8 protein-coding genes and 1 tRNA gene are annotated in these 14,169 nt (G+C 60.3%); 5 read left to right on the top strand and 4 right to left on the bottom strand.

Annotation, left to right across the window (positions count from 1 at the left end):
* The first annotated feature begins 91 nt into the window (after window positions 1-91).
* The gene (locus tag AM218_RS08430) at window positions 92-1,165 is read left to right on the top strand and encodes an asparaginase (RefSeq protein WP_054413466.1); all 1,074 of its coding nucleotides are present in this window, start codon (window positions 92-94) and stop codon (window positions 1,163-1,165) included.
* A 79-nt stretch (window positions 1,166-1,244) separates the two neighbouring features.
* A tRNA-Ser gene (locus AM218_RS08425) sits at window positions 1,245-1,332 on the top strand.
* A gap of 162 nt (window positions 1,333-1,494) precedes the next feature.
* Here AM218_RS08425 and AM218_RS08420 read toward each other — a convergent pair.
* Both AM218_RS08420 and AM218_RS08415 read right to left on the bottom strand, forming a co-directional pair.
* A complete protein-coding gene (locus tag AM218_RS08420; RefSeq protein WP_082318135.1) occupies window positions 1,495-3,018 on the bottom strand; it encodes a S8 family peptidase in 1,524 nt (507 codons plus the stop codon).
* 305 nt (window positions 3,019-3,323) lie between these two features.
* Window positions 3,324-3,908, bottom strand: a complete 585-nt coding sequence (locus tag AM218_RS08415) for a fasciclin domain-containing protein (RefSeq protein ID WP_054413465.1) — start codon at window positions 3,906-3,908, stop codon at window positions 3,324-3,326.
* Window positions 3,909-4,166: 258 nt separating this feature from the next.
* Between AM218_RS08415 and AM218_RS08410 the strand changes: the two genes are divergently transcribed.
* From AM218_RS08410 to AM218_RS08400, 3 genes are read left to right on the top strand one after another with little or no spacing between them, the layout of a single operon-like run.
* On the top strand, window positions 4,167-5,438 hold the full coding sequence (locus AM218_RS08410; protein WP_054413464.1) for a TolC family protein: 1,272 nt from the start codon (window positions 4,167-4,169) through the stop codon (window positions 5,436-5,438).
* A 45-nt stretch (window positions 5,439-5,483) separates the two neighbouring features.
* Window positions 5,484-6,455 carry an efflux RND transporter periplasmic adaptor subunit gene (locus tag AM218_RS08405; RefSeq protein WP_082318134.1) on the top strand — a complete coding sequence of 324 codons (972 nt, stop codon included), beginning with the start codon at window positions 5,484-5,486 and terminating at the stop codon, window positions 6,453-6,455.
* Window positions 6,456-6,481: 26 nt separating this feature from the next.
* Window positions 6,482-9,589: an efflux RND transporter permease subunit gene (locus tag AM218_RS08400; RefSeq protein ID WP_054413462.1), complete on the top strand. Its 3,108-nt coding sequence runs from the start codon at window positions 6,482-6,484 to the stop codon at window positions 9,587-9,589.
* 11 nt (window positions 9,590-9,600) lie between these two features.
* Here AM218_RS08400 and AM218_RS08395 read toward each other — a convergent pair whose 3' ends face one another.
* Together AM218_RS08395 and AM218_RS08390 are read right to left on the bottom strand one after the other, a co-directional pair.
* A complete protein-coding gene (locus AM218_RS08395; RefSeq protein WP_054413461.1) occupies window positions 9,601-10,017 on the bottom strand; it encodes an EamA family transporter in 417 nt (138 codons plus the stop codon).
* A 139-nt stretch (window positions 10,018-10,156) separates the two neighbouring features.
* Window positions 10,157-13,927, bottom strand: a complete 3,771-nt coding sequence (locus AM218_RS08390; RefSeq protein WP_054413460.1) for a DUF8693 domain-containing protein — start codon at window positions 13,925-13,927, stop codon at window positions 10,157-10,159.
* Between the last annotated feature and the right edge of the window lie 242 nt (window positions 13,928-14,169).

Raw genomic sequence — 14,169 nt, 5'->3', positions numbered from 1 at the left:
GCCCACCCACCCGGCAAAAGTCGCCTCCTGCTTTTCCACTTCCACCACCCACGCGCTGCCGGGCTTTGTCCGGCCCTGTTTTCCTGTTCCTTTGAACCAATTACTGGATATTAACATTGCCGCCCCGGCCGCGCCCGAGGCTTCTTTGCTGCTGATTTACACGGGCGGCACCATTGGCATGGCCTACAACCGCCGCGGCGAGATGGTGCCCATGGAGTTCAGCAGTATGCTGCGGCTGATGCCGGAGCTGCACCAGTTTAATGTGCGCCTCACAGTACACAGCCTGGCCCACCCCATCGACTCCTCCAACATTGCGCCTTCCGACTGGCTCACGCTGGTAGGGCTTATTGAGCAGAGCTACGAGGCCTACGATGGATTTGTGATTCTGCACGGCACCGATACCATGGCGTATTCGGCCTCTGCCATGAGTTTCCTGCTCGAAAACCTCACCAAGCCTGTCATCTTCACCGGGGCCCAGCTGCCCGTGGGTAAGGTCCGCACCGATGCCCGCAAAAACCTGCTGACCGCCCTGGAATTTGCGGCCGCCCGCGACCCGCATACCGGAAGGGCACGGGTGCCGGAGGTGTGTATCTTCTTTCACAATGTGCTGCTGCGCGGCAACCGCGCCAAGAAGGTGGAAAGCGGCCACTTTAACGCCTTCAAAAGCGAGAACTACCCGCCGCTGGCCCGCGCCGGTATTGATCTGGAATATAACGAAGGCGCCATTCGTACCATCGTGCCGCCCGGGCCCACGCTGTTCCACCGCCAGTTTGATGACCGGGTGAGCATTCTGAAGATGTTTCCCGGTATTAACGAGCGGGTGGTGCGCGCCTCCTTGGAAGTGCCCGATCTGCGCGGCTGCGTGCTGGAAACCTACGGCTCCGGCAACGCCCCCACCGCCCCCTGGTTTACCCAGGCCCTGCGCGATGCCATCGACCGGGGCCTGCACATCATGAACGTGAGCCAGTGCGACGAAGGCCGCGTGCAGCAGGGCCGCTACGAAACCAGCGCCCACCTCCGCGACCTGGGCGTCATCGGCGGCGACGACATTACCACCGAAGCGGCCATTACCAAGATGATGTACGTGCTGGGCCACCCCCTGACGCCCGCCGAAACCGCCGCCGGCCTCACCCGCGACTTACGCGGCGAAATCTCGCTCGGCTAGGGAATACTCAGCAGGAATCGGCCCCGGCGCTTGCGTATCCCGAAAAAGGGGCGTTACTTTGCCACCGCTTTCCGCATCCAGAGAGGTGTCCGAGTGGTTGAAGGAGCACGCCTGGAAAGTGTGTATGGGTCTAAAGCTCATCGTGGGTTCGAATCCCATCCTCTCTGCAGTAAACCCCGTTTCTGAGTCAGGAACGGGGTTTTTGTTTTTTCAGGGCTACGGATCAAGAAGGAGAGCTTCGTTTTATCTGCTTGTACACCCCATGTGAAGAGAAACCAAAAAGGCCCCGCTACGGTATTACGGGGCCTTTTTGATTCAAACAAAATCCTTTACTGTACTGCCGTTACAGCACGAAGCGCATTTACACGACCGTAGCCATAGTAAGGGTCGCGGCCGGGCTTGCCGAGGTCGTCGGCGGAGGCGCGCAGCACGGAGAGGACCTGAGCGGGGGCCATGGGGCTGCCATGTTTGCCGATGATGAGGGCAGCCACACCGGCTACGTGCGGGCTTGCCATGCTGGTGCCCGCCGACCAAGTGTATCCGTTGTAGGTCAGACTCATCACCATGTCCAGCGCCCATACATACTGATTAACCCCGCGGAAACCCATGGCTACTTCATTGGTGGGAAACATAAAGTCGCCGCCGGGCGCAGCAAAGGTAACTTCGGCAGTGCCGTAGTTGGTATAAGACGCCACCCGGTCGAGGTCGGTGCTGGTGTTTTTGGCCCATCCTATGGGGCCGGTGGCCGATACCGAAATAACGGTGGGCATGCCAGAGGGGATATGGGCGAGGTCTTTGTCCTGGTTACCGTTGTTGGCATCGTTGCCAGCCGAGGCAATAACTGTAATCCCATGCTGCGTGGCATAGGTAGTAACGCGGCTGATGGCCACGAGGAGTTCCTGTATTTCCCGGGTGTCATTTACCCAGGTGTCATCGGAAGGGTCGTCGGGGGTGCTGTTGTCGTCGCGGTACTTGTCATGGTGTGGTACCGCCGCGCCCAGGCTCATGTTAATCACATCAGCATGCTGTTCTACGGCATAATAAATGCCCTGCATCATCCAGGAAAAAGAGCCGCTACCGGCATCACGTAGTACTTTTACCAGCAGAACTTTAGCCTCGGGGGCCACGCCAATTATTCCAGTGGCGTTATCCACCGCCGCAATAGTGCCGGCCGTGTGTGTGCCGTGGCTGAACGTCTTGCCGGGTTTCGGGACAAACTGGGCCTCCTCACCGGGAACAAAGGATTTGCTGCTGTAGATGTTGCCTGCCAAATCAGGGTGTTTCAGGTCGAAGCCGCCATCGAGCACGGCCACCAGCACGTCCTTGCCGCGGGCGCCGGCATTCCAGGCTTCGGGTGCCTGAATAGCCGTGTGGCCCCACTGCAACGGGAAAAACCGGTCGTTGTCGCCGGAACTGATGGGGTTGGTATTATCAGCATCAGCGGTAAGCTCTACTACCCGCTCTTGGTCCAGGTTAAAGCCCTGGTAGCTGAAGTCGTGAATAACGGAGCGCACGCCGCTGATGCGGGCGGCCTTAGTAGCAAATGCGGGGTCAGAGGAGGTAGCCGAAGCAATGCCCACCTCTTCCATAGTGCCGGTCACCTCGCCGTTGGCAGCCTTGGTTTGCTCGGAGAGCCCCGCTGGAAGTTTATTAGTAGCTGAAATGATAAGGTAATGGTTGCCCCGGCGTACGGCCAATGAGCCATCATCGGTGGCCTGTGCGGCGCTGCTGGAGCGCTGATTGGTTGCCGGTATATTATCAGGGGCCAGGTCTTCCTTGCTGCAGCCAAAAGTAAATAGCAGCCCCAGGCACATGGTAGGGACTAAGCGAGAGGCAATCAATCTGTTATTCATAAAAATAGGTTAGGTGAGTTTCTTAAAAAGAGTCATTGTAAATGATAAAGTCAAATTATTTATACTATAAGTTTAAAATATTATGCTGTAGAAACTATATATTATTGTTTATATACTAAGTTTAAAGTGTAGAAAAGAGAGTTTTGGGCCGTTTTACTCAACTTGACAGGGTAGATTTGGTCAGGGATAATACTTCACCTGGTTTGCAGAATAATTCTGGGATGGGCGCGCCAATAAAAAAAGCCTGCCCCGTAAGAGGCAGGCTTCTTCACGAAACAGACGACGGTGGAGCGCCTGCTTACTACTTAGGGCATCAGCACTTTGTCAATCACGTGAATCACGCCGTTGCTTTGCAGCACATCGTAGGTAGAGATGGTGGACGTACCGCCTTTCTCATCTACCAGCACCACGTTTTTCGGGCCGTTCATCATGGCCTTCAGCGTGCCGCCGCTTACGGTTTTGAGGGTGGCAGTGCCTTTACCGGCTTTAATAGCAGCCATAATCTTATCGGCCGTCAGGTTGCCGGCTACCACGTGGTAGGTCAGGATTTTGGTGAGCGTGGCTTTGTTCTCGGGCTTCACCAGGGTTTCCACGGTGCCAGCGGGCAGGGCGTTGAAGGCAGCGTTGGTAGGAGCGAAAACGGTGAAGGGGCCTTTGCCCTGCAGCGTCTCTACCAGGCCGGCGGCTTTCACGGCGGCTACCAGCGTGGTGTGGTCGGCGGAGTTTACCGCGTTGGCCACAATGTTCTTATTCGGGTACATGGCCTGGCCGCCTACGGATACCGTGTTGCCGGCTGCCGATTTTGGGCTCATCATAGCCTGGGCCGAAACGTTGGTAGTAGCCGCGCCAAACAGGGCTGCGAAAGCCAGCGAGAATAGGGTCTTTTTCATGTGGGAAGAAGAATGGAGGGTAGGTTTTGAATTATAACACCACCTACGCCATGGCCCGGCAGACCGGATTTAGCGGGCGAAAAAATAATTCTGACGCCTATCTGCAATCCTGCCCCCAGTAGTATTAAGCCAATTTTCAGACAGCACCGTACAAAGCCCAATTCTGGTCCTCGGCATCGGGCGTACTTTCGCTTTTCTGCCAAAACGCCTGTCATCTTTCCGCCTGTATCTGTGCTTACCCGCTGTTTGCCCGTGCGTATGATTTGCTGGCCCGCCCTGTCCACGGTTGCTGCCCTGCTTATACTGCTGGGCATTCAGGGAGAGGCCCGTGCGCAAACCCCGGCCTCTCCGAGGGACCTGGACGCTTTCCTGCAAGTAGCCCGCGCCAACAGCCCACTGCTGGCCGACTATGCCGGCCAAGTGCGCCAAACCCGCCTCGACAGCCTGCGCCGCCGGGCCCAGCAACGCCCCCAACTAGCCGGTACGGCGGCCGTGGTAGCCGCCCCCACAGTGCGCGGTTATGGCTACGATGAAGCCGTTTCCAACGGGGGCAACTACGCCGCCGTGGTCACGGCCACGCAGCCGCTGTTCAACCGCCCCGTGCTGCAAAATGACTTCCGGATTCTGGAAAACCAGGGGCAGGTGCTGCGCAATACGGGCCGCTTATCGGCGCTGGACCTGCGCCGCTCCATCACCGACCAGTTCCTGACGGCTTATGCCGCCCAGCAACAATGGTCGTTCAGCCAGGCGCTGTTGCGCCAGCTCCGCCAGCAGGACGAGGTACTGCGCCAGCTGGTAAATGGGGGCATCTTCAAGCAAACCCAGTATCTCACGTATTATCTCTCGATGCGCAGCCAGGAGGTGGCTGTGCAGCAGAGCCAGCTGGTTTACCGCCGGGAGCTAGGCGTGTTGCGCTTCCTCAGCGGCGTTTCGGATACCGCCTTTGCACTGCTAGAAGCGCCCACGCCGCCTACGCATCGGGCCCTGGCCGGCCTCAGCGCCGTGGCGCAGCGGCAGTACACCCTGGACAGCCTGCGCCTGCAGCTGGATAGGCGGGCCATTGACCTGGGCTACCGCCCGCAGCTGAGCTGGGTGGCCGATGCGGGTCTGCAATCGTCCTCGCCCATGCCCCTGCGGCTGGCGCGCAGTTTTGGCGTCAGCGCGGGCCTCATGCTTTCGGTGCCGGTGTTTGATGGCCATCAGCGCCAGATTGCCTACGACCGGCTGAAAGTGGCCGAGGAAATCCGCCGGGGCTACCGGCGTTTTCTCACCACCCAGCGCGGCCAGCAGTACAACCAGCTGGAAGGGCTGGTGCAGGCCAGCAATCAGCTGAGCGCCACCCTGCGCCAGCAGTTGAAAGTGGCCGAAGCCCTGGTGAAAGCCGGCCGGCAACAGCTGGCTACCGGTGATATTTCCATTCTCGATTACCTGCAGCTGGTAAATAGCTACCGCGCCTTTCAGTTTAACCTCACGCAGGCCGAAACCGAGCGTTTGCGTACCCTGTATGCTATTGATTATCTGGGGGAATAAGCCCAGGCTTTTCCATGATTCATTCGATTTTTTCCTGCTCTTTATATGCGTGTTATAAAAGGCTTTGGGGTTCGATATTCTGGCGGCGGGCTGGCCCGGTGGCTAGTGCCGTTGCTGGGTCTGATCTGCTTGACCCAATGCCAGGAGCAGGCCACGGAAGAGCCTGATGAAGAAGCGGCGGTGCGCGCCCGCCCCGCCGTAACGGTGGTGCACGTGCAGACGGATACAGTTTCCGACGTCCTGCATCTGAGCGCGGTATCAGCGTACCCGGCCAAGGATGTGCTGCGGGCCACCACCACCGGCTACCTGCTGGCGCCCGTGCCCGTGCCGGGCCAGCGGGTGCGGGCCGGCCAAACGGTTTTCACCCTGCAAACCAAGGAAGCCCGCACGCTGCATCTGGATAAGCTCACCGGCGACCCGCGCCTGCGCTTCAGCGGCGTGGTGCGCATAGCGGCCGGCCGCGCCGGGGTGCTGTCCAGCGTCGATAAGCTGGTCGGCGACTACGTACAGGATGGCGAGCAGCTCGGCGTAGTGTTCGACCAGAGCCGCTTTGGCTTTGTGCTGGATGTGCCCGCCACCCAGCTGCGCTACGTGCATACCGGCCAACCTTGCCGCATCACCCTGCCCGATGGCCGCGTGCTGCCGGGCCGTGTGGCCGAGCTGCTGCCCACCACCGATATGGCCTCACAAACTCAGCGCTACACCGTGCAGGTAGTAGGCCCCGTGCCCCAGCTCCCCGAAAACCTGGCCGTCACCATTGAGGTAGACAAAACCGCCCCGTATCAGGCCCAGATCCTGCCCCGGGAGGCCGTACTCAGCGACGAAACCCAGACCAATTTCTGGGTGATGCGCCTGCTTAATGATTCTACCGCTGTGCAGGTGCCGGTGCAGCCCGGGCAGGAACATGCCGGCCACCTGGAAATCAAAAGCCCCCGCTTCTCCCCGCAGGACCGCATTGTGGCTACCGGCAACTACGGCCTGGAAGATTCCGCCGCCGTGAAGCTGGTGCGTCCGTAGCGCCCGGCTCGTTTACTCTTTCCCTTATGCGCCCTTCCTTTATTCAGGCATATAAAGCGCCCATTGCGGTGCTGCTGGCTCTCGCGCTGGCGGTGGGTACGCTGGCGTATCAGCGCATTTCCCTGGCGCTGTTTCCGGAGGTTACCTTTCCGAAGGTGAAAGTTATTGCCGAAAACGGCCTGGAACCGGTGGACCGCATGATGGTGACCGTGACCAAGCCGCTGGAAGATGCCATGAAACAGGTGCCCGACCTGAAGCTGCTGCGCAGCACCACCAGCCGGGGCTCCTGCGAAATATCTGCCTACCTGGACTGGAACGTGGACGTGGTGCGCAGCCAGCAAACTATTGAGTCGCGCCTGAACCAGATTAGGGCCGATTTGCCGCCGGCCACCCAAATTACCGTGGAGCGCATGAACCCGGCCATTCTGCCGGTAATGGGCTACACCCTGGAAGCCCCGGGCCGCAGCGCCCTGGAGCTGCGGCGGCTCGCGCTCTACACCATCAAGCCGTTTCTCTCGCAGGTAGATGGCGTGTCGGCGGTGCACGTGCAGGGCGGGCGTACCAAGGAATACCAGGTTGAGCTGCAGCCCGATCAGCTGGCAGCGCTGGGCCTTTCGCCCTCCGATGTCAGCACCAGCCTGGGCCAGACCAACTTCGTACAGAGCAACGGCTACCTCACCGACTACCGCCGCCTGTACCTCACCGTAACCGATGCCTCTTTGGTGTCGAAGGCAGACATTGAAAATGTAGTGCTGCGTAATGATAACCGCCGCATTGTGCGCCTCGCGGATGTGGCCACGGTGCAGGTGGGCGAGCAGCCGGAATACACCCGCATCAACGCCAACGGTCACGCGGCCGTGCTGATTGCAGTGTCGCGGCAGCCCGATGCCAACGTGGTACAGGTATCCGAAGGCGTGAAGGCTAAGGTGAAGGCGCTGCAGGCCGGCCTGCCCCGCGGCATCCGGCTCAGCCCGTACTATGATCAGGCCGATTTTGTGTCGGAAGTGGTGCGCTCTGTGCAGGACTCGCTGTGGATTGGGCTAGCGCTGGCGCTGGTAGTTACGGGCCTGTTTCTGCGCTCCTGGCGGGCCACGCTCACCATTCTGCTGGCCATTCCCATTGCCCTGGCCCTCACGGTGGCGGTGCTGTATTTTGGCCTGGGCTATTCCTTCAACATCATGACGCTGGGCGCCCTGGCCGCCGCCATCGGGCTGATGATTGACGATGCCGTGGTGATGGTGGAGCAGCTGCACCGGGTAGGCGAGGAGCACCCGCGGGCTTCCGTTAATGAAATTGTGAGCCGCTCGGTGCAGCACCTGCTCCCGTCGCTCATCGGCTCTTCCCTGAGCACCATTGTTATATTCCTGCCGTTTGCGCTGCTTAGTGGGGTGGCGGGGGCCTACTTTAAGGTGCTGGCTACTACCATGGTGGTAGCCCTGCTCTGCTCGTTCGTGGTGGCGTGGCTGGGCTTGCCGGTGCTGTATCTGCTGCTTTCCCAGTTGGGTTTTGGGAAGAAGAAGGCAGTGGCGGCTGATACGGTATCAGTTGAAACGCAGGAGGAGATAGAGGAAATTGAAGAGCCGGGTTTGGTGGAGGTCCGGCACCACGAAATTCCGTGGGTGCGCTCGGTCATCCGGCATCCGCTCTGGAGTTTGATTGGAGTAGCGGTGCTGGTAACAGTGCTGGTGCTGGTGATTCCGCGCCTGGCCACTGGTTTCCTGCCCGAAATGGATGAGGGCGCCATCGTGCTCGACTACAACTCGCCGCCCGGCACTTCCCTGGAAGAAACCGACCGCATGTTGCGGCAAGCCGAAAAGCTGATTCTGCAGGTGCCGGAAGTAGCCAGCTACTCGCGCCGCACCGGTACACAAATGGGCTTTTTTATCACGGAGCCCAATACCGGTGATATCCTGATCCGCCTCAAAACCAGTCGTAAGCGCACCACCGATGAAGTGATTGACGACATCCGCCAGCGCATTGAAAGCACGCAACCGGCCCTCACCATTGACTTTGGTCAGGTAATTGGCGACATGCTGGGAGACCTGATGAGCACCGTGCAGCCCATTGAAATCAAAGTGTTCGGGCCCACGGCCGAAATCCGCTACGGGCTGGCAGAACAGGTAGCCGGCATCGTAGAGAAAACGGCCGGCACGGCCGATGTCTTCGACGGCATTGTGCGCATGGGCCCGGCCGTGGACGTGCGCCCCGACCCGCGCCGCCTGGCCCAGTTCGGCCTCACGGCTACGGATTTTCAGAGCCAGCTGCAAACCCAGCTGGCGGGCGTAGAGGCCGGGAGCGTGCTGGAAGGCGAGCAGCTGCTCACCATACGGCTGCGCTACCCGCGGGCGGCCCAGGCCTCGCTGCAGCAGGTGCGTGCCCAACCCATTTTCCTGCCCAACGGCCAGCGTCGGCGCCTAGATGAGCTGGCCGAAGTGCGGGTTTCGGCCGGCGAGGCGGAGCTGGAGCGCGAGAATCTGCAGGCCATGACGGCCGTAACGGCCCGCCTCAACGGCCGCGACCTGGGATCAGCCATGCAGGAAATCCGCCAGAAGCTGGACCGGCAGCTCAACCTGCCGCCCGGCTACTTTATCCAGTTTGGGGGCAGCTACGCCGAGCAGCAGCAGTCGTTTCAGGAGCTGCTGACCATTCTGGCTACGGCTTGCTTGCTGGTGTTTGCAGTGGGCCTGTTTCTGTTTAAAGATCTGAAAGCCGCCGGGCTGATTCTGCTGGTGGCGGTGCTGGGCCCGGCTGGGGGCAGCCTGGCCCTGTTTCTCACGAATACTCCCCTGAATGTAGGCTCCTACACCGGCCTGATTATGGTGGTGGGCATCATCGGCGAAAACGCCATTTTCACCCTACAGCAGTTTAATGATGCAAGGCGCGATTCCCCGGTGGAAGCGGCCATCGGCTATGCCATTGCGGCCCGCCTGCGCCCCAAGCTGATGACGGCACTGGCCGCCATTGCCGCGCTGCTGCCTTTGGCGTTAGGCATCGGGGCTGGCGCTCAGCTGCATCAGCCCCTGGCCATTGCCGTCATTGGGGGGCTGATTCTGGCCCTGCCCTTGCTGCTGGTCGTGCTACCTAGTCTGTTGCGGCTGGTCTATGCGAAAGCGGAGGTGCAGCCTGCCTTGTAGTAAGGGAAGGGCTACTGCCAGATCAAAACCAGGGTGCCCAGAATGATGAGCCCGGCGCCGAGGCCGCCCTGCCAGGTAAGCTTTTCGCCCAGAAACACCACGGAAAGTAGAATGGCTAAGGCCACACTCAGCTTATCTACCGGCGCTACTTTGGATACTTCTCCCAGCTGCAGGGCCCGGAAATAGAATACCCACGACAAGCCCGTGGCCACCCCGGACAGGACGAGGAACGTCCAGTTGGTGCGGGTAAGGCTGCCGAGCTGCTCCAGCCCGCCCCGGAAATACACAATGCCCCAGGCCAGCACCAGAATCACCACCGTGCGAATGGCCGTGGCCAGGTTCGAATCAACCCCCTTGATACCAATTTTGGCGAGTACCGCCGTGAGGGCCGCAAACAGGGCCGAGAGCAATGCATAAAGCCACCACATAGCAAGGGAGAAAGAAAGCCGAAAAGGATGCTGCCATAACGGGTTGCGGGCGTAGGGCGTTGTGCAGGCGGCCGGCACAAAAAACAGCTACCGCTGCCGGAGCTGGCAGACGGGGTGTTTTAGCAAAAGCTACGGAAAGTTATTCCAGGATGATGCGCTGGGTCATGCAGCCTTCTGCCACCGTAAGGCGTAGCAGATACACGCCCGGTGCCAGGCCCCGCAGCGGTAGCTGTTTTTCCCCGGCGGTACCCCTTGGGAAATGTCGTTGCATTACCTGCTGGCCCAGCGGATTAAATAACTGCACCTGCGCGCCCTGGCGCGCCAGCTCACGGCCCAGTTGCAGGCTCAGCTGGCCATGCGCCGGGTTGGGATATACGGCAACCTGACTGCGCAGCTGTTCCGGTAGTGTGGCCGTAATGGCATTGCGGGTGAACACCAACGAGAAGCGCGTCTGGTTGAGGCCGGCGGCCGCTACGGTGAAGCTGTAGGTAGGCAGGAGCTTGAGGTCTATATTTTTGCCCGTTTGCGCATCCCGCAGGTAGACAAAAGTGGTAGCGGGCATATTGAGCAGGTGCTTGGCCCGGAACAAATAGCTGCCGGCTTCGGGCGCGTTAACAGCCAGCGGTATTTCCACATCCGTGGCCCCCAGAGCCGGGCGCCCATCAATAGCCAGCTGCGCGGCCCCGGCTACGGAGGCCAGCTGCGGCACATCTGCTGCGGGCACTTTGTAGGCATCAAAAGTGCGGTCGAAACCAGCGGTAGCGCCCTGCTGGAAGTAGACAAACAGTGTATCGCCGATACCGTTGCGGCTGAGGCCCAGCTGCAGCAAGGGCCGGGTTTCCGTGACGGGCGGCGTAGAAGTGCGCGTTGCGAAAGTGGTAACGCGGGCCGCATTGGTAAACGAAACACTGCCCGGCGTGCCTGCCGCGCTAACGTGGGTCAGAAACCCTTCGCCGCTTTCAACAATGGGGCTGCCACCCACCCCGTTTACCGAGGCGCTATAAGCTCCGGATGGCTTCAGTACATACACGGCGGCATCCAGGCCGGTGGTAGCCGGGTACAGCTTGGTCCAGTCGATGGGCGAAGGATAGGGGTTGCCGAGCAGGTGCCAGCCTGCCTGCGGCTGCGTGCCCCGGGCCAGGTTGTTTACCGTGAGGGAGCCGTTGGTCAGGGTACCTACAAAATCCATGTTGCTGGCATTAGACCCAATGGTAGCCACGTAGCCTTTGCCCGGTGTGAGCACCTCGGTGGTGGCGGTGGGCGAGAACCAGCCTTTCCGAAAATCAGCAGCGCCGGTGCCCGTGCTGGTTACGCGGGCCTGGTCGTAGCGGAAAACGGTGGGGTAGGGCGTTACTTTGCTGGGGTCGGCAGCCGTGTTGTAAGCCGGGTTTACCACGGGCGTAAAGCCGGGCGTAGTCAGGTCGGCCACCGTGGCGCTTTGCACCGGCGAAGACAGGAAATGTTCGGTATCCGTGCCGTTGGGGTGGGCCGGCAAAAAATGCTGCACCACGGCAGAGCCCACTACAGTGCCGCCATTGTTGTACACCACCGCCGAGCCGGCGGCCGAGGAGCGCAGCGTGAGGGTTTTGCCGTTGGTCACCAGGTTCTGTTTCAGGCTCAGCAGTTGCAGCACGTTCAGCTCGCGGGTAAGCGTGAGTGGCGCCGTACCGCTCACCTGCAGGCTGCGTACCTGCTGGGGCAGGCCCAGGCCGGTAACCTGAGCGGCGCTGCCGTTATACACGTAGTTGGCGTTGGGGCTGAAGGTGAGGGTGGTGCCCCGTACACTGCCCGTGGTGCCGTTGGCTGAAATGCCCTCTGCTGCCCCAATTTCCAGGGTAGCGCCTTCCGCCAGGTTAAACGTGGTGGCACTGGCCAGGAAAGCGCCCGTCCGCAAAACTCCGCCTGCCTGTACCGTCATATTCTGAGCGGCCGTGAGCGGGCCCGTCAGGATGGCCGTGCCGGTGCGGGTTACGGTTACGTTGTTGTAGCTGCCCTGCACGTTCATCAGCCTGTCTACAATAAGGTCGCCCAGCGCCAGTGTTTTAAAGGCCATGGGGCCGGCTACCGGGCTATCTATTCCGGGTCCGCAGTTCTGGCGCACGTAGAACTGGTAGGTGGTATTGGGCGTCAGGCCGGTAACCGGCTTGCTGCTGGCGCCGGTTACGGTGAGCACCGTGCCGGTGCCCGGCGTAAAGCCCTGCTTGCCATACTCCACGCGGTAGGAGGCCACGGTGCCCGCCCCCGCCGACCAGTTGAGGGTAGCGCCAGAGGTGGTAATACCGGTTGTATTCAGGTTGGTAGGCACCGCGCACACCGCCGCGGTGGTGCTGAAGCTCTTGGGGCCCACCCGCACACTGGTCAGGCCATTGGAGCAGGTTTGCGTCACGTAGAAATCATACTGCGTGCCGGCAGTTAGTCCGGAAATGGTAGTAGGCGAGGTGCTGATGGTTTTCACGGTACCGGCGCCGGGTGTGAAGCCTTTTGCGCCATACTCCAGCTTAAAGGAAGCCCCGCCGGCGCTGGCGGTAAAACCCAACGTAGCAGTGGTGGCGGTCAGGTTGGTGGCCGTTAGGGCCGTTGGTGCGTCACATACCTTGGGGGTGGTCAGGCAGATGGTAAAAGTGCCCGTGGTTTCTGTCGTCGGGGAATCAGAGTAGGAATACACCCGCACGTAGTAGGTGGCGCCGGGGGTCAGGTTTTTGGCGCTAATGGAATCAGTGAGGCCGGCGCCGGCCTGGTCTTTGCAGCGCAGCTTGGTACCGGGACAGGCGCCCGAACGTAGCTCCAGGGCTATATCCAAGGCACTGTTAGGGTCCACGGAAATGCCTTGCGTAAAAGCCGCAGCTACAAAGGAGTACCACACGTCATCATCCGGCTTGCCGCAGGCCCCATCGTTGGGCAGGGTAGTCTGCGTAGCGCTGAAGAGCGTGCCGCTGGTGGGCTGGCAGGTGAGGCCCGGCGTCAGGCTGATAGCACTGGCGCAGTTATCATTCACGGGCGGCGCGTCGGGCTTATCGATGCAGATAGTAAACCGGGCATCGTTGCCCCCATACTGCGCATTAAAGTAGGAATACACCCGCACGTAATAGGTGGCTCCCGGCGTGAGGTTGGTGGCCGTCATGGCCTTATTATCCGAAGAGAACAGCGGCGTAAGCGCGCCGCAGCTGCCCCGGAAAAGCTGGTGCACCATATCGGTGCTGCCGGTGGGGTTTACCGTAATGATATGCTGCGTGGAGGTGGCCACAAACGAGTACCACACGTCATCGTTGGCTTTGCCGGTGGTAGCATCCGGGTCGGAGGGGGTGGCTCCGGCTACCGTGCCGGCCAGGCCGGTGCAGGTTTTGGCGGGCGTTACCACAACGGCACTGGCGCATTCATCATTGGCGGGCGCAGGCCCGGGGTTATTCAGGCAAATGGTGAAGGCGCCGCTGGCTGCCGTAGTCGGGCTGTTGTAGTAAGAATACACCCGCAGATAATAGGTAGCCCCAATGGTGAGGCCGGGCACCACCATCGTCTCAGGGTCTGAGGATTTGATGGCTACCAGGCTGCCGCAGGTGCCGGAAAATAGCTGCTGTACCAAATCAGAACCGCCGCTTGGCTGCAGGGTAATGGTGTGCTGGGCCGAGGTAGCCACAAACTTAAACCACACATCATCATCGGCCTGGCCTACGCTGGCAGCCGGGCCCGAGCCACTGGCCTCAAACAGCGTGGCCGACTGCGGCGAGCAGCTGCCAGTGGCCAGGATGGTTGTGGCGTTGGTGCACAAGTCGTTAACTGGTACTGCATAGGCGCTTGCGCTCAACAGGCAGGCCAGTAAAAGGAGCCAAACTCGGGTAGTCAGGCTGGTTGTTCGTGCGGCGGGCAGCCCGGTGCTGGCCTGGGGCATGCCGGCATAGTAAGCGTGTTTCATAGCAGGTAGTAGAAAAGATTGATAGAAAAGCAGCGGCTTCGGCGTAGCACCGTTATTAGGGAAGCAGGAAAAGCAGTACTGACAGGCACCGGGCAGGGAGTGGCCCGCCAACGGGCTGGGCTTCAATAGCATTTTCTTAGAATAGCGAGGCAAACATCGGAATCATTTTCAGGTAATTCCAGGGAATCACATCATCATGTGATCCTAAAAAATCATGGTATAGTCTGATGTAATAACCTTTT

The organism is Hymenobacter sp. DG25A, from assembly GCF_001280305.1.
Lineage (GTDB): Bacteria > Bacteroidota > Bacteroidia > Cytophagales > Hymenobacteraceae > Hymenobacter.
This window is presented reverse-complemented; position numbering and strand designations above follow the sequence as displayed.

Bases quoted from the DNA above. Each gene is read 5' to 3' on its own strand.
- AM218_RS08420 (WP_082318135.1), bottom strand. From the start codon at position 3,018: ATGAATAACAGATTGATTGCCTCTCGCTTAGTCCCTACCATGTGCCTG.
- AM218_RS08415 (WP_054413465.1), bottom strand. From the start codon at position 3,908: ATGAAAAAGACCCTATTCTCGCTGGCTTTCGCAGCCCTGTTTGGCGCG.
- AM218_RS08410 (WP_054413464.1), top strand. From the start codon at position 4,167: ATGATTTGCTGGCCCGCCCTGTCCACGGTTGCTGCCCTGCTTATACTG.
- AM218_RS08405 (WP_082318134.1), top strand. From the start codon at position 5,484: ATGCGTGTTATAAAAGGCTTTGGGGTTCGATATTCTGGCGGCGGGCTG.
- AM218_RS08400 (WP_054413462.1), top strand. From the start codon at position 6,482: ATGCGCCCTTCCTTTATTCAGGCATATAAAGCGCCCATTGCGGTGCTG.
- AM218_RS08395 (WP_054413461.1), bottom strand. From the start codon at position 10,017: ATGTGGTGGCTTTATGCATTGCTCTCGGCCCTGTTTGCGGCCCTCACG.
- AM218_RS08390 (WP_054413460.1), bottom strand. From the start codon at position 13,927: ATGAAACACGCTTACTATGCCGGCATGCCCCAGGCCAGCACCGGGCTG.